The 20,593-nt window shown below is 57.9% G+C and carries 17 protein-coding genes; 7 read left to right on the top strand and 10 right to left on the bottom strand.

All coding sequences use genetic code 11. The annotated features are described in order from the left end of the window. Window positions 1-14 precede the first annotated feature (14 nt). Complete coding sequence (locus NC979_RS04740) at window positions 15-5,513, bottom strand: translocation/assembly module TamB domain-containing protein (protein WP_190518011.1); 5,499 nt, start codon at window positions 5,511-5,513, stop codon at window positions 15-17. A gap of 253 nt (window positions 5,514-5,766) precedes the next feature. Between NC979_RS04740 and NC979_RS04735 the strand changes: the two genes are divergently transcribed. From NC979_RS04735 to murQ, 3 genes are read left to right on the top strand one after another with little or no spacing between them, the layout of a single operon-like run. Continuing rightward, window positions 5,767-6,168: a DUF3110 domain-containing protein gene (locus tag NC979_RS04735; protein ID WP_190518009.1), complete on the top strand. Its 402-nt coding sequence runs from the start codon at window positions 5,767-5,769 to the stop codon at window positions 6,166-6,168. A gap of 11 nt (window positions 6,169-6,179) precedes the next feature. Then, window positions 6,180-7,079: a DUF4870 domain-containing protein gene (locus NC979_RS04730; protein WP_190518006.1), complete on the top strand. Its 900-nt coding sequence runs from the start codon at window positions 6,180-6,182 to the stop codon at window positions 7,077-7,079. A 52-nt stretch (window positions 7,080-7,131) separates the two neighbouring features. Then, window positions 7,132-8,094, top strand: coding sequence for an N-acetylmuramic acid 6-phosphate etherase (gene murQ, locus NC979_RS04725; protein WP_347403918.1), 963 nt, complete (start codon window positions 7,132-7,134; stop codon window positions 8,092-8,094). Here the strand turns inward: murQ and NC979_RS04720 are convergent. Both NC979_RS04720 and NC979_RS04715 read right to left on the bottom strand, forming a co-directional pair. After that, window positions 8,091-8,657: a pentapeptide repeat-containing protein gene (locus NC979_RS04720; RefSeq protein WP_190518003.1), complete on the bottom strand. Its 567-nt coding sequence runs from the start codon at window positions 8,655-8,657 to the stop codon at window positions 8,091-8,093. The two genes, murQ and NC979_RS04720, sit on opposite strands and share 4 nt — an antisense overlap. 458 nt (window positions 8,658-9,115) lie before the next feature. Further along, on the bottom strand, window positions 9,116-9,847 hold the full coding sequence (locus NC979_RS04715) for a rhomboid family intramembrane serine protease (protein WP_190518001.1): 732 nt from the start codon (window positions 9,845-9,847) through the stop codon (window positions 9,116-9,118). A 399-nt stretch (window positions 9,848-10,246) separates the two neighbouring features. Here NC979_RS04715 and NC979_RS04710 point away from each other — a divergent pair, with 399 nt between their 5' ends. Further along, on the top strand, window positions 10,247-11,749 hold the full coding sequence (locus tag NC979_RS04710) for a hypothetical protein (protein WP_190517998.1): 1,503 nt from the start codon (window positions 10,247-10,249) through the stop codon (window positions 11,747-11,749). Between the two features lie 16 nt (window positions 11,750-11,765). Here NC979_RS04710 and NC979_RS04705 read toward each other — a convergent pair whose 3' ends face one another. The 4 genes from NC979_RS04705 to mtnA form a co-directional block, all read right to left on the bottom strand. Next, window positions 11,766-12,389: a molybdenum cofactor guanylyltransferase gene (locus NC979_RS04705; protein ID WP_190517996.1), complete on the bottom strand. Its 624-nt coding sequence runs from the start codon at window positions 12,387-12,389 to the stop codon at window positions 11,766-11,768. 12 nt (window positions 12,390-12,401) lie between these two features. Further along, window positions 12,402-12,626 carry a DUF167 domain-containing protein gene (locus NC979_RS04700; RefSeq protein WP_190517994.1) on the bottom strand — a complete coding sequence of 75 codons (225 nt, stop codon included), beginning with the start codon at window positions 12,624-12,626 and terminating at the stop codon, window positions 12,402-12,404. Further along, a complete protein-coding gene (locus NC979_RS04695; RefSeq protein WP_190517991.1) occupies window positions 12,623-13,339 on the bottom strand; it encodes a hypothetical protein in 717 nt (238 codons plus the stop codon). The genes NC979_RS04700 and NC979_RS04695 overlap by 4 nt, the downstream gene beginning before the upstream one ends. 107 nt (window positions 13,340-13,446) lie before the next feature. After that, the gene (gene mtnA / locus NC979_RS04690; RefSeq protein WP_431191015.1) at window positions 13,447-14,547 is read right to left on the bottom strand and encodes an S-methyl-5-thioribose-1-phosphate isomerase; all 1,101 of its coding nucleotides are present in this window, start codon (window positions 14,545-14,547) and stop codon (window positions 13,447-13,449) included. Window positions 14,548-14,848: 301 nt separating this feature from the next. Between mtnA and NC979_RS04685 the strand changes: the two genes are divergently transcribed. Together NC979_RS04685 and NC979_RS04680 are read left to right on the top strand one after the other, a co-directional pair. Next, window positions 14,849-15,538: a DUF2834 domain-containing protein gene (locus NC979_RS04685; protein ID WP_190517989.1), complete on the top strand. Its 690-nt coding sequence runs from the start codon at window positions 14,849-14,851 to the stop codon at window positions 15,536-15,538. A 74-nt stretch (window positions 15,539-15,612) separates the two neighbouring features. Then, the gene (locus tag NC979_RS04680) at window positions 15,613-16,278 is read left to right on the top strand and encodes an SDR family oxidoreductase (RefSeq protein ID WP_190517986.1); all 666 of its coding nucleotides are present in this window, start codon (window positions 15,613-15,615) and stop codon (window positions 16,276-16,278) included. A gap of 52 nt (window positions 16,279-16,330) precedes the next feature. On the opposite strand, the gene NC979_RS04675 is transcribed toward NC979_RS04680, so the two are convergent. The 3 genes from NC979_RS04675 to NC979_RS04665 form a co-directional block, all read right to left on the bottom strand. Next, window positions 16,331-17,404, bottom strand: coding sequence for a tocopherol cyclase family protein (locus NC979_RS04675; protein WP_190517984.1), 1,074 nt, complete (start codon window positions 17,402-17,404; stop codon window positions 16,331-16,333). Between the two features lie 374 nt (window positions 17,405-17,778). After that, window positions 17,779-18,537 carry a M48 family metallopeptidase gene (locus NC979_RS04670; protein ID WP_190517982.1) on the bottom strand — a complete coding sequence of 253 codons (759 nt, stop codon included), beginning with the start codon at window positions 18,535-18,537 and terminating at the stop codon, window positions 17,779-17,781. A 21-nt stretch (window positions 18,538-18,558) separates the two neighbouring features. Continuing rightward, on the bottom strand, window positions 18,559-19,008 hold the full coding sequence (locus tag NC979_RS04665) for an NUDIX hydrolase (RefSeq protein ID WP_190517980.1): 450 nt from the start codon (window positions 19,006-19,008) through the stop codon (window positions 18,559-18,561). Window positions 19,009-19,610: 602 nt separating this feature from the next. Between NC979_RS04665 and NC979_RS04660 the strand changes: the two genes are divergently transcribed. Then, a partial coding sequence (locus tag NC979_RS04660; RefSeq protein ID WP_488656483.1) for a photosystem I psaA/psaB family protein occupies window positions 19,611-20,593 on the top strand: 983 nt, incomplete at its 3' end.

Below are 20,593 nucleotides of genomic sequence, written 5' to 3'. Positions count from 1 at the left end.
TGTTGCCCCTGAGCTCAAGGCTGAAATCGAAATTCTACAACTGCACCGGTGTTTTCATTGAATTGCTCGTAGCTGGTGATGCCCCGCACCGTGATCTGGTCGTTGATGCGATAGCGCACGCTAAACACGGCGGGGGTAACATTAGTAAATACTTTTTGCACTGACACCGAGATACTGGGTGAAAAGTTAAAGCCAATCTCGCCGCCAATATCGATCGTACCTGTTTGTTGCCCCCCCGGTGGCGAGGCCGAAAACAGGCGTAGCTCGGTGCGATCTAGCCCCGACCCCAGCAGATTTTGCAGGTTGTTGAGCAGGGCCGACCCCGCAAAAGCTAGCAGGCCCTGGAACCCATCGCCGCCGCCTGACACGCTGCCCAAGGTGGATTCAAGTGCCGCCAGTAGCCCACCGCTGAGCAAGGCAACAATCTCACCCTCAGAGCGGGGTGGAGTACTGGATAGCTCTACTCCCTGCAGATTCACTACGCGGCTAACGCGACCGTTGACGCTGGCGCGAATGCGTACAGTCTGCACCCCAGCCTGGGTGAGACCCAGTTGGTCGATGCGAGACACGCTAATCTCGTTGCGGGGGAAGGGGGTGGCTACAGCTAAGGCATTGCCAGCCGCAGCGCTATCAGGCACTGCCGCTGATAGGTTGGCCACTAAGTAGGGGTCGATGGTTTCGTCGAGATCGCTGAACTCAGCATAGTTCTCATCACCTGTGAGGCGAAACTCGGTGGTCAGTAGGTTAATGCGGCCCGAAGGTAGATTGATCCGGCCATCGGGTCTGATGTTGGGGACCGTACCCATCAGGTCTAGCGTACCTTCGGCCCTCACATCTACAATGCCGGGGACGGCCAACCGCACATTCTCAGCCAGCACCAGCTTAAGGTCTTCTAACACCGGCGGAATGGGGTCAAAGATGCTGGACTCTGCAGTAGATGCAAAGGTGGTGGAGGTGCCTCCCCCGACACTGGTATCAGGCAGGGTGAGCAGCCCATTTGATAGCTTCACTTCGCCGTAGACCAGGGGCGGCAGCAAAAAGACGCTGCCGTCGACAACAACGTTGCCATCGACGCGGCCTCGATAGGTGCCAGCAGGGTTGCGCAGGTCAAGAGCAATGTTGTCGAGGGTAACGTGGAAGGGGTTTTCACCCGTGGGTGCTGGCGTACCGTCCTCTAGGGCCGTGCGGGTGTCAAACAGTCCAGGGGCCAAGTCTTGCACTGAAGGCAGCAGCTTGAGGTTGCCCTCAGCCGTTACCTTGCCGTTGCTAAAGTCGCCCTCTAGGTTCTGGAACGCGAGCACGAGGCCGTTGGTGTAGACAGAGTTGCCGCGGATGGTGTCAGGGCCTTCGAGCACATCGATGCGGCCTTGGATATTGGTGAGGGGCTCCGACAGGCTGCGAGAGCTGATGGTGACGCCCTCAAGGTTGGCATTGCCGGTCACATTGAGGGTGGTGAGGGCTTCCTGAACGGGCCGGTTGACGGGCCAGCGCCCTTGAACGGCTAGGTCGAGGCTGGCTGGGCCTGACTCCCAGGTGATGGCGCGGGTGAACAGATTGACCAAGGCAAAGCCCTCGTCACGCACTCTCAGGGAAATATCGACCGTATCGGTTTCAGGCTGTTGCCGAAGACCAGGCAGAGGCAGGGGCACAGTGGCCACCAGCCGCAGCGGGTCGACTTGTTCGTCAATGGCGACTCGGCTGATCAGGTTGAGGCGGGCGTCTTCGTACCGGAAGTTAGCGGTGGCCAGATCGATGGCGTTGCGGTTGATGGTGGCTTCGTTGACCGCCAGCTGACCGCGCACTTGAGGGGCAGCCAAGGTGCCAGTGAGGGTGGCCCCCAGGTTGACTAGCCCGTCGAGGTTGTCGGGCAGGCGTAAAGGCTGGCGCAGCGCGTTGATGGGCACATTGCTCACCTCCAGACGCAGGGTACGGGCCACGGGGTCATCAGGACGCAGGCTAAAGTCGCCGTTGAGGGTAGCCAGCCCTACACCCTGCTGGGTGGTATCGGAAAAGTTGGTGAAGTTGGAGCGCAGGCTGACTGGCTCGAGGCGAATGACGCTGTCTTGGTAGCTGCCCTTAGCAATGACTTCGTCGATGCGATAGGTAGCACCGTTGCTGCCGTCGGCATTGCCCCAGACCCAATCAGCGCCGGCCAGGTCAAAGGTGATGTTGAGGCTGTCGGGCACGGTGCCATTGGCGGTTACTTTGCCCGAGAAGTTGCCGACAAACTCATCGAGGGGAGGCAGGGTGGCGGTTTCGCCCTGGGCCGCCAGCATATCTTTGAGCTCTTGCACTTCGGCTAGACGGCGGAGCTGATCGAGCAGGCTGGCGTTGCGATCGCCCACGGTCTGCACCTCCTCTAGCGAAGCCAAATCGGCCTCAGTAGCGGGGCGATACCACTCGGGGGGCTGCAACACGTTAAAGCGAAAATCGGCCTGCTCAAAAATCAGCAAGGTTTTGAGCAGGTCTTGAATTTGACCGTTGTCAACTACAAGCTCGCCGTTGATTTGGGGCTGGTCGCCTAGGGTGTAGGTGCCGCTAGCCAGGTAGCGGCTGAGCCCAGAGGCCGATTCGAGCACGACCCCGGCTAGACCGATGACGTTGTTGGCGTAGGTAACGCTGCCTCGCAGACGACCATAGCGAGTAAACTCGGCTGGGCGCTCGGGGGCTGTAGGGTCAATGGCGACGGTGGTGGTTTCGTTGGGCAGCCTGAGGTAGCCAATGCTGGGGTCTTCCACGTCGAAGGTGGCCTGGAGGGTGGGCTGCCGCAGGTTAGCGACAATTTCGGCCCGGCTGATCAGACCGCTCACGGTGCCAATGCCGTTCACGCTGGCCTGGGGCAGGCGGAGGTCGCTCAGGGGCAAATTTTCAACGGTGGCGTAGAGGTTGTCGCCTCGGGTGTAGCCCTCGGCCAGGGCTTCGCCGCTGCGGATCTCGAAGGCTAGATCGCGTTCGCCTCCAGCGCTGGCCACATAGACGCGATCGCCGCCGCCCGTCAGATCAACCGCCAGAGCGCCGCCCTGGTTGTAGGTAACCGGGCCGCTGAGGGGAGAGGCAAAGGCCAGATCGCCCGCCTGTAGCCCCACCAGAGAGGCATCGCCGCTCAGGGCTAGAGCACCGGGACGACCGCGCAGCCGTCCGTTAAAGAAGGCATTGCCCGTCAGGGGAATTACCTGGGGCACGGGCAGCGCCGCCAGGCTGAAGTTATCGGCGTTGAGATTGAGATCGAGGTTGGCGATCGCCGGTGCTTCAGGGCCACTGAGCCGCGGGGTGATAAATCCATTGGCCTGGATTCCTGTAGTGTTGGCCTGCCGCACTAGGATCGACTGCCCGTTCCAAGCTAGGTCGGCGGTGAGCGGGCCGCGCACCTGGGCGAGCTGAGGCGAGCGAGCCGCCGCCGTAGCCAAACCGTCTGAGAGCACGAGTTGCCCCTGTCCCCTCGCCCCGGCCAGGGTGAGGTTATCGGTGCTGCCGGTAAAGCGAAAATTGCCATCAGCGGTGCCCTGAAGGTCGGGGGCAAAGGCCGCCATTTGCAGATCCTGGCCCTGCAGGTTGGCGCTCCACTGGCCGCCCGCCAGACTGGCGTTGGTGAGCAAGGTGCCGCCCCTGGCCAGGGCGATCGCGCCATTGCCCTGGCCTCGAACACCCGCCAGTCCAGGATTGTCTAGGTTGCCTGAAAGCTGAGCGGTGCCGCTAGCTACCCCATCGAGCCCAGCCCCCAAGCGGCTGAGCTGTACTCCCTGGCCCCGTAGGTCAGCGTTCCACTGACCATTGGCGAGCAGGCCATCGCCCGCTATGGTGCCCCCCGCCACCTGCACAAAGGTATCGGTGAAGCGCACCTGGTTGCCTGCCAGTCTAAGGTTGCCCTGGGCCGGGTAGTTGCCCATGGGGGCGCGCCAGCTGGCCGTGCCGACGAGCTGGTTGACGGGGCCAGCGATCTCAGCGTCAAAAAATACCGGCCCTAGGGCTACCCGGTCAGACAGTCCGTAGGCCTGGCCGATGGTGTCGGCGGGAATGCGATCGCCCGCTAGCGCCAGCGTCAGCCGCCCCGGATCGCCAAAGGTAAAAACGCCGCTACCGGTCAGGGCACCGCCCCCGACGGGCACCGCTAGGATCTGATCAATCTCTAGATTGGGCGATCGCAGGATGCCTGTGGCCCTGACTTCGCTAAAGGCCACCCGGTCAACAGTGACTTGGTTTTGGGAGATCAGCTCGGTAGTCAGCACCGGCTTGCCCAAGGGTCCAGTCATGGTGACGTCTGCCCCAAAGGTGCCGTTGGCCTCTACCGGCAGACTTCTGTCCAGCACTTCAGAAGCTTGAGCTACGGTAAACGGGTTGACCTGGCCGCTGAGGTTGTAGCCCTCATCTAAGTTGAGGCTGCCCCCAGCGCGGGCGGTCAGATCGCCCATGCTGGCGGTGACATTCTCAAACTCGAAGGTGCGGCCCCGAAAGCGCACGTCGCCCTGAGCATTTTGCAGGGGCTCGGGCAGAATGGGGTGGACTACGCTGCCCTCCTCTACCCGAGCTGTGCCTACCACGTTGGTGGGGATGCCGCGACCGCTTTCAATATCGGCCTGCCCACTGATCACGCCAGCGGGAAACTGCACCGGTAGAGGCTCCTCCAGAAAGGAGTCAACCAGGGGCATGATGTCGGTTGTCCGAGCCTTCTGGGTGCGCAAACTAATGTTGGCCCGTAGGCCAGGGCCAGGCGCCTCGGTTGGGTCGACCGGAGAATCAGCGGTTTCGCTGGGAGTTTCTTTAGGTGGTGGCAGTAGCACCGACCCAGTCAGATCCAGGTTACCCCCCTGGATGGATTCACCGTTAAGTTTTAAGTCAAGCTGCCGAGTTTCGATGGGTGAATCAGGAGTCTCGGGTACCTCAATGAAAATTTCGTTGAAGTCGAGCTGGCCCTGCAAGTTTTCGATCGCCACCCGCACCGGCTCAACATCCCCCTGGACGTAGGGCACCATGGTCAACTGAGAATCTTTGACGTAGAGCCGATCGAGATTCACGTTGATGAAGGGATCGCGCTCCGGATCGCGTTCAGATAGCTCTAGGTCTAGGTCAAACCACTCGCGTTCGGCATTCTGCTCCAGGTAAAGCTCTCCCTGCTCTAGGGTCACCGTGAGGGGCAGTTCTCGCCGCCACAAATCCCACAGCTTAAACTGCACCTCTACCGCTGCCAGTGACAGACTATCGGGGTCCGTTGGTGTCGGTGGAATTTTAGATGGCCCCAGCCGCACCCCCGATAGACCTACCCGTTCCACCGGTCCCAGCTCCACTGGGCGTTCAAGAGCCTCCGATAGCTCTCTAGCCAGTAAGGGCACGAGATTATTTCGGCTCCACAACCAGCCCCCGAGCGCCGCTGCACCTCCCAACACCAGTAGCGCGCCCAATAACAGGCCCGCTGTAAGCCAACGGCCGCTGCCGCCCGACTCCGGCTCTTGAAAGGTCTCCAGTTCTTGAGAAGTTTCTGGTTCTCGAGAAGGCTCTGGTTCTTGAGAAGGGGTCATACCCGTTTACGCCACCGCAGAACACCCACCAATAGTAATGAACTCCCCGCTTTCTGCCTACCACTTCCGATGAACTTAATGGTCGGTGCTATCTGTAGTGAAACTACTGGGCTCGATCGCGAAGAAACCTGAATCGCCCAGCTTCAGTCACCTAACTGGGAGCTTCAAGCCATAGACGACCACTGAGGCAGCTTTGTTCGCGGGGCAGCGGCCCGGTACAGTAAATAAGTAATGCTGTTAGCGAGATAGGGCCATGGTGGTGTACGTGCTGTTGTTTAATGCCCGCACCGACAACGAGGGTATTCATGCCGAAACCATTAACGGGCAGAACATAATCTTGATGTTTGAGCATGAGGACGATGCCATCCGCTATGCCTTGATGCTGGAGGCTCAGGACTTTCCAGAGGCCACTGTGGAGGGGTTCGACCAGGCTGAAATTGAAGAATTTTGCGAATCTGCTGAGTACGGCTATCGCCTGGTACCCGAGGGCACTTTGGCGGTCCCCCCCGATCAAACCCTCGAGGAAATTACCTGGGACCCCGACGATCCCGATGCCGTTGCTCCCCTAGCCGACAGCGCTCCGCCCACCGACGATGGCGGACTTTCTCAAGCTGAGCTAGACCGCATGCGCCAGCAGCTTGAGAAGCTGCTCTAGGGGCACGAGCAATGTCAACTCCTACCTCAACCCTGATTGACCGAGCCCGCCAGGGCGATGCCCACGCGATCGCCCAGTTACTGACTCCCTCTCTGGCCGCTGGTGTGGTCGCTCGTGGCCAGTGGCGGGGCACCATGCTCCACCTCGATTTAGAAGCTGATACGGCTATCCCTCAAAACCTGGTGGTGCCCCACATTCGCCGTGGGCTGATGCGTCTGGGGTTAACTTGCCCCATAGATGGCGTGTGGGTCAGTGGGCGACAAACCGGTGCTGACACTGCCGACTGGCAAGAATGCTTCAGTCTCACGGGCGCGTTTAACCCAGCGGATGCTCAGGCGGCTGGAGCGGTTGAGGATGCTATCAGTGCAGCGTCAAGTTCGCCTGCTACCGCGGAGAACGCTGGGTCAATGGCACTACCACAGGATTTTTCGACTGAGGAATCGGTGCCTCCGCCGATTGTCAGCACGCCGCCAGCGCATTCCGCTTCAGACAAGGACAGGGGGGGGGTGCCAAACGCGACCCTAGTCGCGCTGACTCACTTGGTGCCGCTGGTGAGCTATCTGGCGGTTGGTGGCCAGTGGCTAGGGGGGTGGCCGCTGTTTTGGGGAAGTTCGTTTTTGCTGCCCTGGCGAGTGGTGGCACCCCTAGCGCTGCTGTTAGTTAAAGGTGCGGGATCTGGGGCAAATCCCAATGCTGCCTTCGTTCAGAGCCAGGCCAAGGCGGCTCTGAACTTTCAGCTAACGATGCTCATTGCCTGGATCGTGACCATTGCGCTGATGTTTATTTTGGTGGGCTTTTTACTGGTGGTGCCCCTGGCCCTGATCGAGATCGTCAGCTGCATTGTGGCGACGACTCAAGCCGCCGAGGGCAAGCCCGTCCGCTATGCGATCGCCATTCGGTTTGTGCGCTAGACCCACTATCCCTTACATTGGCGGCATTGTATATGCCTTCTGGATGCTGCCTGTGACCGCTAATTCTTCCCTCACTAACCCTGCCGAACCCGCTGATCGCGGCCACCTGCTGACCGAGCAAGCCAACCCCCGCAGCGCCCAACTCGATCGGCTCAGCGCGCTGGAACTCGTTGATTTGTTTAACGGTGAAGACCAACGTACCCTGGCCGCGATCGCTGGGGCTAGGGAAGCGCTGGCAGCAGCGATCGATGCCGCTAGCGAGGCGCTGCGCCAGGAGGGGCGACTGTTTTACGTGGGCGCAGGCACCAGCGGTCGCCTAGGGGTGCTCGATGCGGCAGAGTGCCCACCCACTTTTTGCACCCCGCCCGAGCTAGTTCAGGGCATTATTGCCGGGGGATCCGGGGCGCTAGTAAAAAGCTCTGAGGGGCTAGAGGATATTGCCGAAGACGGTGCCGCGGCGATCGCCGAGCGCGACGTGCAGTCCCACGATGTGGTAGTGGGCATTACCGCTGGGGGTACGACGCCCTACGTCCAAGGGGCGATCGCCGCTGCGAATCAACGCGGTGCCACCACCGTGTTTATGGCCTGCGTGCCCGCTGACCAGGTGCCCACCGAAGCCGACATTGATATTCGTCTGCTGGTTGGCCCAGAGCTGCTGGCGGGCTCGACCCGGCTGAAGGCGGGCACGGCCACCAAAATGGCCCTCAACATTCTCTCGACGGGAGTGATGGTGCGCCTGGGCAAGGTCTACGGCAACCGCATGGTCGATGTGGCGGTGACCAATACCAAACTGCGCGATCGCGCCCTGCGCATTCTCTGCGACCTAACCGATCTCGATCGTGAGGCTGCCGCTGACCTACTCGATCGCAGCAACCAGCAGGTCAAACTCGCTCTGATGATGCACCTGGGCAACCTCGATGCCCAGGCGGCGGCTGAGCGCTTAGCCCAGCACCAGGGACAGCTACGGCAGGCTTTAGCTGACAGAGCTGAGGGGGTAGGCGAAGGAGAAGCCTAAACCTTAGAGGACAGTTCGGGATGAGGTGGTTCGGCTTCGTCCATCCAAGCGCGATCGAGGCGAGTGCCCTCAAGCTTGGCAAGCCCTAGAGTCGTATTCCGCAGGTTGGCACCGGTGAGGTCGGCACCACGCAAATTGGCGTTGGTGAGGTCAGCACCGCGTAAATCGGCGTAGCTGAGGTTGGCGTTGCGTAGGTCAGCGCCGATGAGTGTGCCGTAGTGTAGGGTGGCCAGGCGCAAGTCGCTACAGCGCAAGTTGGCCCCCGTCAGGTTAACCTGGCTGAGTTCAGCTCGGATCAAAACCGCACGAGCTAGGTCGGCACCTTCCAGATCGGCATTTTCTAAATTGGCGCGCCACAGATTGCAGCCGCCTAGTTTAGCCCCGGCCAGCATAGCCCCATGTAAATTGATCGACACCAAATTGGCCTGGCTCAAGTTGATGCCGGGCAACTCTAGCCCAGGCATCCATGCTTCGTGGAAATCGAGGTGGCTAAAATCGCGGCGACCAGCGGCATACAGGTCTAATACCTGGCCCATGGTTACGGGGATGGATTGAGAATCCATAGGACTGTTACTACCCATCAGACACTACTCCAGCCGGTTCTGCCGTTCAGGCAGATGATCTCTCACCCGCTTTCGGCTCAAGACCTCAACACGTTGCTAATTGTTACGTATTTGTAAACTAATGTAACAACTTCTTGTCCTCGCGGCAAGCGCAGCAATAGATGCCGACCTTGGCCACAAAAGCTGTCGGCAGCCTGAAATTCGCAAAGCGCTTTAGTCCACTTCGCTTGTCTGCATATCTAAATGCCCACAAGCAGACTACCTGGCTGAAGAAATCCCTCAGTCAAGATTATTTCTGTGGTCTTTAGTGGCCTTCGGCTTTGGCAGAAGCTTTAGGGGCAGTTGCTCGGCGGGGCACTCTTCCTGTGTTGGAGCCTTGGGCCAGAGGGTGAGAAGGCCGACTTTGCCAAGTTCACGGAGTTTGCCCAACTGATGCTTTTCTATCCCCCGCTAAGCAACTACTCGGCGCTTGGTGTCTCTGCGCCAACCTCTAGACTGGGCTGGCTAAACAGACCAAATACGGGGCCCACCAACGCCCCAATGGCAAAGCCGCCGGCGTGGGCCCAATAGGCAATGCCGCCGCTCTCCATACCGATCATGGCCGGAGCCCCAAGGCTGGCGAAGCCATAGAATGCCTGCTGCACAAACCAAATGCCCAGGTAAAATAACGCTGGAATTCTTAGCGGTAGAGGAAACGGCCCTAGGGGTACCAGAGTGAGAATGCGCACCTCTGGGAAACGGAAGATGTATGCTCCCATAACGCCTGCGATCGCGCCGCTCGCCCCCAAAGACGGAATCTCTGAACCCATGGCAAAGAACCACTGGGCCAAGTTAGCCAGCATGCCGCACAGCAGGTAAAACACCAAAAACCGCCCGTGCCCCATCTGGTCTTCGACGTTGTTGCCAAAGATCCACAGGTAGAGCATGTTGCCGGCCACGTGCAAAAAGCCACCGTGGAGAAACTGGCTGGTGAATATCGTCACCCATTCTTCAGCGTTGGGGACTGAGACTTCCGTATTGAAGCTGGTGGAAAGCTCGTCGGGCACCAAGGCCCAGCTGTGGAAAAAATCGGTCAATCCGTAGGCGGGCAGGCTGAGCTCATAGACAAAAATGGCTATGTTGAGCGCAATCAGCCCGTAGGTGACGTAGGGCGTACGCTGACCTGGGTTGTAGTCTTTTAGGGGTACCACCAGTTACCTCGCAAATAGTGCTGGAGACAAAGACACTATTACAGAGTGTTCAAGAAATGAAAATCTGTCTCTGGTTGGCCTTTGCGCCAGAGCTAGCGGCCTGCCGGTAGCAGAATGAACTCGGTATGTGGTGCTCGTGAGGCAATTGTCGTTGCGCCTAAAAGCCACCTGGATTTTGAATGCGGGGTTTGAGAATGCGATCGCTGGCGACCGACACAGATAGCTAAACTCAAAAGGGGCATGAAACCGGCTCTCACTTCCCGTTTTGGGCAAGGGTATGGAGGTGAAGATCCAAGGGGAATGCTGTCTACTCGGCGACACAATCTACACTGGGATTAGGGGCTGGGGCACAGCACTATTTTCAGGACCTCCCATTCGTCACCACGCCCTCGAACAGCCATGACTAAACTCTTCACTTCTCGCGCTGGGTTAGTGATATCGCTGTCGTTGGGCACACTGCTCTCCTGCTGCATTGGCCCTCCTGGCCCTCAAGGCATGCCTAAGGCTGGCAATGGCGAAGCGGCGGCAGCGGTGCCCGCTGACCCCTGGCATGGGGCCGTTGGTGAAGCCAACCGAGCCAGTCAGCTAGCGGCGACTGCGGCGACCGCTGCCCAATGGCAGCAGGTGGCCGGGGCTTGGGGGCGATCGCTAACCCTACTGCAAGCTATCCCTGCCGATGACCCCCGCCATGTCTTTAGCCAGCGCAAGGCCCGCGAATATCGGCAAAATTTGCTGCTGGCTTACCAAAAGTCCGATCAGCAGGGGCTGCCCCGCGCTTTCCCAGCCCTAGGCAGCGATGTGCTAGACGAGCAGGTCAGCCTCTACCGGGCCTATGTTGCGGCGCAGGGACCGCCAGATGTGCTGATTGTAGGCAGTTCGCGATCGCTGCAAGGCATTGACCCCCAGGTGCTGCAACAGGCGCTGGCGGTGGAGGGCTACCCTGGCCTACGGGTTTACAACTTTAGCGTTAACGGTGCCACAGCCCAGGTGGTGAGCTTTGTCACCCGGCAGCTGTTGGCCACCGACCTGCACCCTCGGCTAATTGTCTGGGCTGAGGGCTCCCGCGCTTTCAACAGCGGCCGGTTTGACCGCACCTTTGCCGAAATTGTGGCGTCTCCAGGCTATGCCGCCGTGCAGGAGGGCGCGAAGCTGACTCTGCAAGCCCAAGCCCCTTCTGCCTCTGCCCCCGAAGATTCCGCCGGGGCGTCCGCCGAAACTGCCGTATCCCCTGAAACCGCCGAGGATGCTGAAGCTGAAGTGTCTGAACCAGTCGAAGATGGGACTGAGTCCGCTGAAGAGTCTGAGGAAGCCGCCGAAGAATCTACTAAAACCCCCGATGGCGCTTCAGAAACTTCTTCTGAAACAGCCACTGCAAGCTACGGAACGGTACCGCTTACCCCAATCAATTCCCAAGGTTTTTTAGCTGCTAACGATCAGTTCAACCCAGAGGTGTATTACCGCCGCTTTCCTCGGGTGCGCGGCCAGTACGACGATGCCTACCGTGCCTTTCGCCTGGAGGGGGTGCAGACATTATCTTTGGCAGCGATGACCCAATTTTTGGAGAGTCAAGGCATTCCATTGGTGTTTGTGAACTTGCCCCTCAGCAACGACTACCTAGACGGGGCGCGTACGCCTTACGAGCGGCAGTTTCAACGATTTTTGCAGAATTGGGCTAACCGAGGTGCCTTTACTTTGGTGGATCGGTTAGAGGAGTGGCGCTGGCAGTCTCACCTATTTGCTGACCCCAGCCATGTCAACCGCTACGGGGCGCGGGAGATGGCCCGACTGCTAGCCACCGATCGCCGCATTCCCTGGCCCCAAGCCGAGGTGCCCGCCGAAACCGACACCCCAACTGAAGCTGAGGCGGAAAGCTCTGACAATTCGTCTCCACCAGAAGAGTAATCACAGTGGGACAGCGCTAGGAATCTTTGGTTTTTTGCCACTCGGCTAGCTCGCTGGGTGTGTTGACGTTGACGAACATAGCTTCATCGATATCGGCGATGGGGGCGATCGCCTGCTGATTGAGCCAGGCTTGCAGCGATCGCCCGCCGGTCGCCGCGTATTGCTCTAAGGCATCCAGCGCAGCGACTCGGTAAAACCCGCACAGCGGTTCCCAGCGGTGCTGACGCTTGGGCAAGTAAGCCAGGTATTGTGGTTCCAGGTTGGCCAATTGATTGCGCCAAGCAGCTAGTACCGCTGCCGAGAGGTTGGGCATATCGCAGGCTAAGACCAGCACCCAAGTGGGCGGCTCTGGTCGGTCTTGCAGAATGCTGAGGGCTGTGATCAACGCAATCAGCGGTCCCTGAAACGTACCGGCTTGGCCTGGACTGGGAGTTTCTACAATGAAACCGACCGCATTGGGCAAGGTAGGTCGATAGCGATCGGGCCAGGGGGTAACGACAGACACGCGATCGGTACATTGCAGCGCGATCTGGCAGGTGCGCTGAATCAGTGTTTCTTCACCGATTGAAATCAGGCCTTTGTCGCGCCCCATCCGCGAGCTGCGGCCCCCCGCCAAAATTACGGCAGCTAGGGAGGTCATGTCATCCAGGCCCTACGCATCAATTTCGACTCGCTTAATGCGGGCGGTGTGTCCCGACTTGATGTGCACCTGAGTTTTGGGAATACCCAAAGCTTGGGCTAGCAGGACAATCAGCTCTTGGTTGGCCTTGCCATCCTGGGGTGGGGCTTTGAGGTGGAGTAGCCAGCTGCCATTGTCGAGATGGGTGGCTTTTTGCTGCTTGGTGCTGGGTTTCACCCGCACCGTCAGCACCGTCATGCTTTGTTCTGGGCTATGGCACCCTGGGCGACCTTGCGCAGCCGGGCGGCATCGGCCCAAACCAGTCCCTTAAAGAAGTAGATAATGCCGGTGAGAAAGGCTAAAACCATATAAAACAGCCGAATCCCCCAACCGGCCCCGTCAAAAATCATGGAGAACACGCCTGGCTCAATGCCGCTGAAGCGGGTAAGCTCGGAGCGAAACCACTTTTGGTCTTCAACCATGCGCTTGAGCTCAGCCACGGTGGCAGGCAGAATGGGCATGCGGGTCGTTGTGGTGTAATAGCCCCAGAAGCCCTGGCTACCACCCTCGCTGGAGAGCGCTTGGTTGGCCAGCGCCGTAATTTCTTGGCGAGACAGACCTGACTCGGTAGTCAGCTGACTGAGCCACAAGTGATGCCGCAGCCAGTAGCTGCTAAAAAATACTAGCGGCAGCACTACAACCAGGGCAATAGACTTAATCGCCACGGAGGTTTTGGCGGCCAGGTGCCGCGAGGCGGCCCCCAACCCAAAGCCCAAAAAAGCAAATAATATAATGACGCTCAGCTCGACAATCTCAAGGCTTTTGAGCCAACCACCCAAAATGGGAATGGGGTGCAAAAATGCCTCCGCTGCCCAGGTAATAAAAAACCGGGCTGCTAAGACAGCCGCAGTAATGGCAACAACCGTCAGCAAATACCGAGACACATTGGCTGAGGGGCGCGGGATGGGCATGGTTAGGGATGACGAAAACAGGGCGGGGGCAAATAATGCCCTTAATCATAATGGTGATTCGATATCTGGCTTTTAATCGAGAAGAAAAGTTAGTTATCTAGATGGTACTAAAGCTGGCTAACTCTCTCCAGTTGATGAGAGGCAAAGGCTCCTTTTTCGGTCACGATCGCCGTAATTAAACCAGCTGGAGTAACGTCTGAGGCGGGGTTGTAAAATTCTGCACCGTTGGGAGACGTGACGCGATCGCCCAGTTCGTAAATCTCCTCAGGGGGGTGTTCTACGATCGCTATCCCTGCTCCACTGGCGATCGTGAGGTCAATGGTCGATGCCGAGGCCGCTACCACAAAGGGAATGTCGTGGGCCTTGGCCACCAGGGCCAGGCTGTAGGTGCCAATTTTGCTGAGGGTGTCGCCGTTAGCGGCAATGCGATCGGCTCCGGCTAGCACCCCGTGGATCAGCCCCCGCTGCATGCAGTGAGCCGCCATGCTATCGGTTACTACAGTTACCGGAATGCCTTCCTGCACACATTCCCAGGCGGTGAGGCGCGAGCCTTGAAAGGTGGGACGGGTTTCGGCGGCGTAGATGCGTTCTAGGCGGCCCGCTTGCCACAGCGATCGCATAATGCCCAGCGACGTGCCATAGCCCGAAGTCGCCAGCGCCCCGTGATTGCAGTGGGTCAGCAGTGTTAACTTGGCCGGGCTTTGGGGCAACACTGCAATACCGTAGTCGCCGATGGCGTGACACAGGCTAAAATCCTCTGCCTGCATCGCCTGGGCCTCGGCTAAGAGCTGACCCCTGACCACCTCAATGGCATCGCTAGAGTGGTGGGCCACCGCCAGCATTCTATCCACCGCCCACTGCAGGTGGGCCTTGTCGGGCCGGGTCTGCTTAAACTGATCGCCGATCGCCTCCAGCCGTTCCCAAAAGGCGATAGGGTCGTCGGTGTGAATCTCGATCGCCCCCAGGTAAAGGCCGTAGGCAGCCGCAAGCCCCATGGCCGAACCGCCCTGGACAATGCCAGAGCGGAGCGATCGCACCACATCGTCGCAGCGGCGAATCGACACAATGTTGTAGCGCTCCGGCAGCTGCCGCTGGTCGATCAACACTAGGTGATCGTTTTGCCACACCACCGGATAAACGTGGGTATCGCTAGGAGCCATCATCACAGTTTCGACGCAGTAAAAGGGCAGCCGTACAGCCAATGACATTCAGTATGGGGGTTTCTGAGCCCCTGTCAATGCAGTCACCCTCCGTGAAGTCAGGGAGTAATTCGTGGACTAGTCAGCCCTGTCTGCAGGTCGCTGACGTTAAGGCATCCCAACATAGCCAGTGAAGCCTGGGTTGGGACAGCCTAGAGCGTCAAAATTCAAGTCTATTGAGCAGGTTTTCCATCTTCCGATCTGCTATTTTCGTTCTTTTGCTGCACCTCAATTCCTTTCCTGGAGAGAGCACAAAGCGCTTGGCCTATTCCACGATCAAAATCTGGCTCCAATTTGGCGAGGAGGGCGTATGGTAAGGCGATTGCTGCTGGCGACGATTTGGATTGGCTTTGTGGGCTATACCCTCTGGCTGGCCCCGCTCGATCAACCGTTCACCTGGTTCTTTGCCTACAACCTAGTGACGTTGCAGTGGGGAGAAATCAATGCCTATCTCATGGTCATCTTTTGGATGATGGGAGTTTGGCCGATGATCTACGCCTGCCTAATGTTTGCCGATGGGCGTGTGCAGCCCTTTCCGGCTTGGCCGTTTTTTGTGGTCTCAAACTTAGTTGGGGTGATTGGTTTGATCCCTTACTTGCTAGTGCGGCAGCGCAACTCCGCCTTCTCTGGTAAAAAAGATTTTTGGCTCGACCTGCTCGACCGACGCTCTACTGGAGTTGCACTACTGCTCACCACCCTAATGCTGTTCACCATTGCGATTACGGTCGGCAACTGGAACGACTATGTGATGCAGTTTCGCAGCTACGCCTTTGTGCATCTAATTTCCTTAGACTTTTGCCTGATGGGGCTGATCTTTCCGCTGACATCGCTGATTGATGACGACATGCAGCGACGAGGGGTCTATCGGCCTGAGAGAGTTTGGGCGATCGCCCTAGTGCCCTTGTTTGGTCCATTGCTCTATCTGTGTTGGCGACCGGCACTGCTCAGCCTACCGTCCACCCGAGAGACGCTCAGCAACGGTTTTTCTAAAGCTCTGTGATACGTTTTTGATTTAGCTGATGCAGCCTTGGCCGTTTGGCCCGCCAACGTCTAACCCCCCTCAGAATTAACCCTATGGCTACCTATGTGATTACCGGCGCAAACCGCGGCATTGGCTACGAATATTGTCGGCAGATTCAGCAGCGGGGTGATCGCGTCATTGCCGTGTGCCGTCAGCCGTCGGATGAGTTAACTGCCCTGAGGGTGCCGCTCGAAACAGGCATTGACCTCACCGACGAGGCTGCCGTCGCCGACCTGGCCCAACAGCTCAAGGGCACTGCGATTGATGTGCTGATCAACAATGCTGGCATGGCAGAGCGTATCACCCTAGACAATCTGGATTTTGACAGCATTCGACGGCAGTTTGAGGTGAATGCGATCGCCCCGCTGCGGCTGACGGCGGCACTGCTGCCCAGTTTGAGCGACGGGGCAAAGGTGGCAATTATGACCAGCCGCATGGGGTCGATCGCTGACAATACCTCCGGCGGCTCCTACGGCTATCGCATGTCGAAGGTGGCGCTGTCGATGGCGGGCAAATCGTTGGCCCACGACCTCAAGCCTAGGGGCATCGCCGTGGCGATTTTGCACCCAGGGCTGGTGCAGACCCGCATGACCGGGTTTACCAATAGCGGCATCACCCCAGAAGAGTCAGTCAAAGGACTGCTGGCCCGCATCGACGAGCTAACCCTAGAGAATTCCGGCACCTTCTGGCACTCGAATGGAGAGGTATTGCCCTGGTAGCTAGAAATGCTTCTGACTCTAAATCCTTATCGGGATCTATATTCCAGCACCATTACTCCTTGACCCAGGGCTCATCCCAGGGGCCGCCGCCGGTTTCTAGCCCGGCTTGAGTGCTAGTGGCGGCGATTATTAGATCCAACTCACTACCCCGCCGCTGCCAGAGCTTGAGGCTGAGGTCGCCCAGGGCCGTGTCGCGACAGCAGAAGGCCATACCGTCGTGGGTTGGTGCCCGCAGTGGAATCCCGGGGAGATCGGTAGTGCCAGTAACTTCAACCACATAGTCAGGACGCTCGCACTGCATGTGCCAGTAGCCCCAGGGCGTTATGTGCCAGGTGACACGAGCATTCCAGGGCACAAACTCGTAAAATTTGCCGCTGTGGTGAATCCCCACCATCGCTACCGACTCCATCCAGGTCAGCACCTGGCGGCGACCCCCCCCAGCAGTGAGGGCGAGGTCGGGCACACCATCAAAGGCATTGCAGTTGAGCCAAAACCACTTTTGCGGGAACGATCGCCCCCAATTTTTCTCGCTATAGGTAGGGGCATTGGCGAACTCATACCGCTGCCCCTGCCACTCAATCCACCCCGTGGCGTGGCCGTGGGCCATGAGAATTTGCCAGCCCGGCTCAAAAATTGGCAGGCTAGAGAGGAGACCGGCGGTGGATTGCTGAGGTTGGCCAGTGCTACCCCAGCCATAGACTGGCTCGGTGTAATACTGCCAAGCCACGGATCCTAGAACAGGATCATTCAAATAACCCTGATGCCAGGTCGCCGTCACCTGATAGCCCTCTGATATTTGGTCCTTAAATTCTGACGATGACAGCAGGCGAGGCTGAGTGTTGGTTTTTCCCCGCCAGTGGCCTAGCCCCAGACCCTCTTCCCAAGCCCAAAATTGCCCCACATCGGGAAAAGTGCGCCAAAAGTAGCTGTCATCCGGACCTAGAATTTGTGCCGTGCCGCCGCTGTGGGGCTGTCCTCCAACATGGCCTTCAATGGAGTACATAAAAGCAAAGGTCTGGCGAGCCTCCGGCAGCGTGAGCCGAAAATACCAACCTTCGAAGAATCGATTGTCTTTGCCATCCCAGTGGTAGCCACTGTGGGGAGTTTGCAGAGGGTGAAGGGGCATGGGGAGTGAGGGAGTGGATGGGTAGGAGGGTGGACGGGTGGGAGAGTGGATGGGTGGGAGAGTAGGGGAGTGTTGGATTTTGAGTTAAGTGATCGAACTTCTGTTTAGATATGTGCCGATAGCCTAGAACACAGTCTGGAACCTCAGGGGTTGTGCCGCCCACAGGCACATTTTCAGAACATAGGTTTAAACCGATGATCAGCTAGTCCTTTCCGTAGGGTAAAGGGCGGCGGAACGCCATTCTCGTAGGCCGCAGGACGCGCGGAGCCGGGGGTCTATGGCCAGCGAAATGGCCCCGGCGGCAGACTTGGCTTTTATCAGATATCTGTCACACAACCCGGTGCTTGAAGATTAGCTTTGATCACAAAAATCTTTTAGTCTTCGACCCAGCGGGGAACGTACTGCCACCCATCGCGGATCTCATCCCGAAACCGCTGATGCCCTGGCTGCTTCTCTTCCACCAGCTGCCAAAAAGCGGCGGAATGATTCATATGCACGGTGTGGCACAGCTCATGAACGAAGACGTAGTGCACCAACTCCGGGGGCAAGAACAGCAGCTTGTAGTTAAGGCTGATGTTTTTGTTGCTAGAGCAACTGGCCCAGCGAGTCTTTTGTCCGCGTATCGAGATGCGGCTAAAGGGCAGGTTGATCACAAAACTCAGCTCCCGCAGCCAGGGGGCAAACTCAGCGCGGGCCTTGCGGCTCAGCCACTGGCGCAGCAGGTCGCCACATGCGGCACTGTTGTCGATGGGGCCACGCAGTAGCAAGGTTTGGGGGCCGCTCTGGGTCATAGCCAGGGTGCGGGTGGTGGCGGGTTGATAGTTAACCTGCCAGGTTTGATGGCGCGATCGCACCTCGATCTGCCCCGGTTTCTCTTCAAAATGGTCGTCAGTGAGGCCAGCAGTCTGGTGGGCAAGACGCTGGCGCGATCGCCACAGCCAGTCGCGTCGCCGATACAGCAGCTCAGGTACCTGGTGCTGGTCAAACCCTAGGGGTACCACGACCTCGATCTGGCCGTTGAGATGCACTTTGATGGAAACATGGCGAGCGCGATCGCTCTCCCGAATGCGGTAGTCGGGCAGCACCGCCGTCTCAGGTGAGAAAAGCTCCAGCTGTTCAGACGAGTCAGCCATGGGCGGCAGGAACACACTATGTTAAATAGCCTGTTCTATCCTACGGTGCTCTAGAAAAGACAGCAAAATTTGCCGGTGCGGTGGCCCCAACGGGCGCTCCCCACGGGCGCGAGATGAGAACCGCTGGCCCTGATGAATATCATCAACACTCCACAGCCCCAAGTCCAAGCCCTCGGTCAGCACCAGCTGCTCCACCGGCACCACCAGCAGCCCGTGATAGACGTGGCGCACCACGGTTTCATCCTCCACGCGCTCAAACAGCGATAGCTGGGGCGCAATGTAGCCAATTTCTTCCTCTAATTCTCGGTATACCGCCGTGTCGGGGTCTTCGCCCGGTTCAAGGTGGCCGCCAAAGAAAGCCCAATGGCCAGGCCAGGCAATAGTAGGGATGTCATCACGGAGCTGAAGCAGGAAGCGATCGCCTTGGTACAGGATGGCGATCGCCACTTCAGGCTTAGTCGTACGGAGCATTTACTCACCTATTTCTCACGCTCTATATACATAGAGGTCGATCTCAACCTCATTCTCCGCCGTCTTCATTCCCTACCGACCCGAGCCGCGCCCTTCGTAACAGGCTGAGGCGTCAAATGTAACGCTGCGCTTAACATTATTGTTGCCGAAATAAATACTGCTGGTCATAGGGATGCCTCCTGAGTGGTCATACCACCAGCTACATCGCCAGCACTCAGGATTTCGGAAACTCTAGAGTCTCTACAACCTGCTAAAGATCAAGGGTTGAGTATCAATAATTAACATTAGTTAATAGAAAGAGGGTGGGATCGCCAATTTGGGGGTATCGATCCGTGTGTTTATTGAGTTTTGTTAATAGAACCCTGATCCAGTGATCAATTTTGTGATCAGAGCAATTCTGGAAGCCTCATGAATCAAGGGCTTTCGCAGGTTGAATTATTGTAAACCTCAGTCAAAAAGCGTCAAATCGCGAGACTATAATGCTCAAGAGCAATCACCGCCTAAGTATCGATTGTGCCTTTGGGCCATGGCTCACTTGGGTATAGTTCGACCTAAAGCGATTGATTCTCCATTTGCTTTTGTCTAGAGAGAGGAGAGTCTCCATGACAACTACCCCGCGGGAGCGGGAGGCGAAAGCCAAGGTCATCGTAGATAAGGATCCAGTACCTACTTCCTTCGAGAAGTGGGGCAAGCCGGGTCACTTTGATCGGACCTTAGCTAAGGGACCCAAAACCACCACTTGGATTTGGAACCTTCACGCCGACGCTCACGATTTTGATAGTCATACCAGTGACCTAGAAGACATTTCGCGCAAAATCTTTAGTGCGCACTTCGGTCACCTAGCCGTCGTCTTTATCTGGCTCAGCGGCATGTACTTCCATGGCGCTAAGTTTTCAAACTACGAAGCCTGGATGACCAACCCCACGGGCATCAAGCCCAGCGCCCAGGTCGTTTGGCCCATCTTTGGCCAAGAGATCCTCAATGGCGACGTGGGCGGTGGTTTCCACGGTATTCAAATTACATCTGGTCTATTTCAGTACTGGCGTGCTGCGGGCTTCACCAACGGCTTCCAGCTCTACTGCACCGCCATTGGGGCGCTGGTGATGGCGGCTTTGATGCTGTTCGCTGGGTGGTTTCACTACCACAAGCGCGCTCCCAAGCTGGAGTGGTTCCAGAACGTGGAATCGATGATGAACCACCACTTGGCGGGCCTGCTCGGTCTGGGCTGCCTCAGCTGGGCTGGTCACCAAATCCACGTGGCGCTTCCCATTAACAAAATGCTGGATGCTGGTGTGGCCATACAGGATATTCCCCTGCCCCACCAGTTCATCCTGAATAAGAGTCTGATGGCTGACCTATATCCCAGCTTTGCTGAGGGTATAAAGCCGTTCTTCACCCTGAACTGGAATGTCTATTCTGACTTCCTTACCTTCAAGGGTGGTCTGAACCCCTTGACCGGTGGCCTTTGGCTATCGGATACGGCTCACCACCACCTGGCGCTAGCCGTCCTCTTCATTGTTGCAGGTCATATGTACCGCACCAACTGGGGCATTGGCCACAGCATGAAGGAGATTCTAGACAACCA

Source organism: Leptolyngbya subtilissima AS-A7 (assembly GCF_039962255.1).
Taxonomy (GTDB): Bacteria; Cyanobacteriota; Cyanobacteriia; order Phormidesmidales; family Phormidesmidaceae; genus Nodosilinea.
Note: the sequence above shows the minus strand (reverse complement) of the source record. Positions and strands in the feature narration are given on the sequence as shown.

What these genes read in the sequence shown, in the direction of transcription:
- NC979_RS04740 (WP_190518011.1), bottom strand. Translation starts at nt 5,513, where the DNA reads ATGACCCCTTCTCAAGAACCAGAGCCTTCTCGAGAACCAGAAACTTCT.
- NC979_RS04735 (WP_190518009.1), top strand. Translation starts at nt 5,767, where the DNA reads ATGGTGGTGTACGTGCTGTTGTTTAATGCCCGCACCGACAACGAGGGT.
- NC979_RS04730 (WP_190518006.1), top strand. Translation starts at nt 6,180, where the DNA reads ATGTCAACTCCTACCTCAACCCTGATTGACCGAGCCCGCCAGGGCGAT.
- NC979_RS04720 (WP_190518003.1), bottom strand. Translation starts at nt 8,657, where the DNA reads ATGGATTCTCAATCCATCCCCGTAACCATGGGCCAGGTATTAGACCTG.
- NC979_RS04710 (WP_190517998.1), top strand. Translation starts at nt 10,247, where the DNA reads ATGACTAAACTCTTCACTTCTCGCGCTGGGTTAGTGATATCGCTGTCG.
- NC979_RS04705 (WP_190517996.1), bottom strand. Translation starts at nt 12,389, where the DNA reads ATGACCTCCCTAGCTGCCGTAATTTTGGCGGGGGGCCGCAGCTCGCGG.
- NC979_RS04700 (WP_190517994.1), bottom strand. Translation starts at nt 12,626, where the DNA reads ATGACGGTGCTGACGGTGCGGGTGAAACCCAGCACCAAGCAGCAAAAA.
- NC979_RS04695 (WP_190517991.1), bottom strand. Translation starts at nt 13,339, where the DNA reads ATGCCCATCCCGCGCCCCTCAGCCAATGTGTCTCGGTATTTGCTGACG.
- mtnA (WP_431191015.1), bottom strand. Translation starts at nt 14,547, where the DNA reads ATGTCATTGGCTGTACGGCTGCCCTTTTACTGCGTCGAAACTGTGATG.
- NC979_RS04685 (WP_190517989.1), top strand. Translation starts at nt 14,849, where the DNA reads ATGGTAAGGCGATTGCTGCTGGCGACGATTTGGATTGGCTTTGTGGGC.
- NC979_RS04680 (WP_190517986.1), top strand. Translation starts at nt 15,613, where the DNA reads ATGGCTACCTATGTGATTACCGGCGCAAACCGCGGCATTGGCTACGAA.
- NC979_RS04675 (WP_190517984.1), bottom strand. Translation starts at nt 17,404, where the DNA reads ATGCCCCTTCACCCTCTGCAAACTCCCCACAGTGGCTACCACTGGGAT.
- NC979_RS04670 (WP_190517982.1), bottom strand. Translation starts at nt 18,537, where the DNA reads ATGGCTGACTCGTCTGAACAGCTGGAGCTTTTCTCACCTGAGACGGCG.
- NC979_RS04665 (WP_190517980.1), bottom strand. Translation starts at nt 19,008, where the DNA reads ATGCTCCGTACGACTAAGCCTGAAGTGGCGATCGCCATCCTGTACCAA.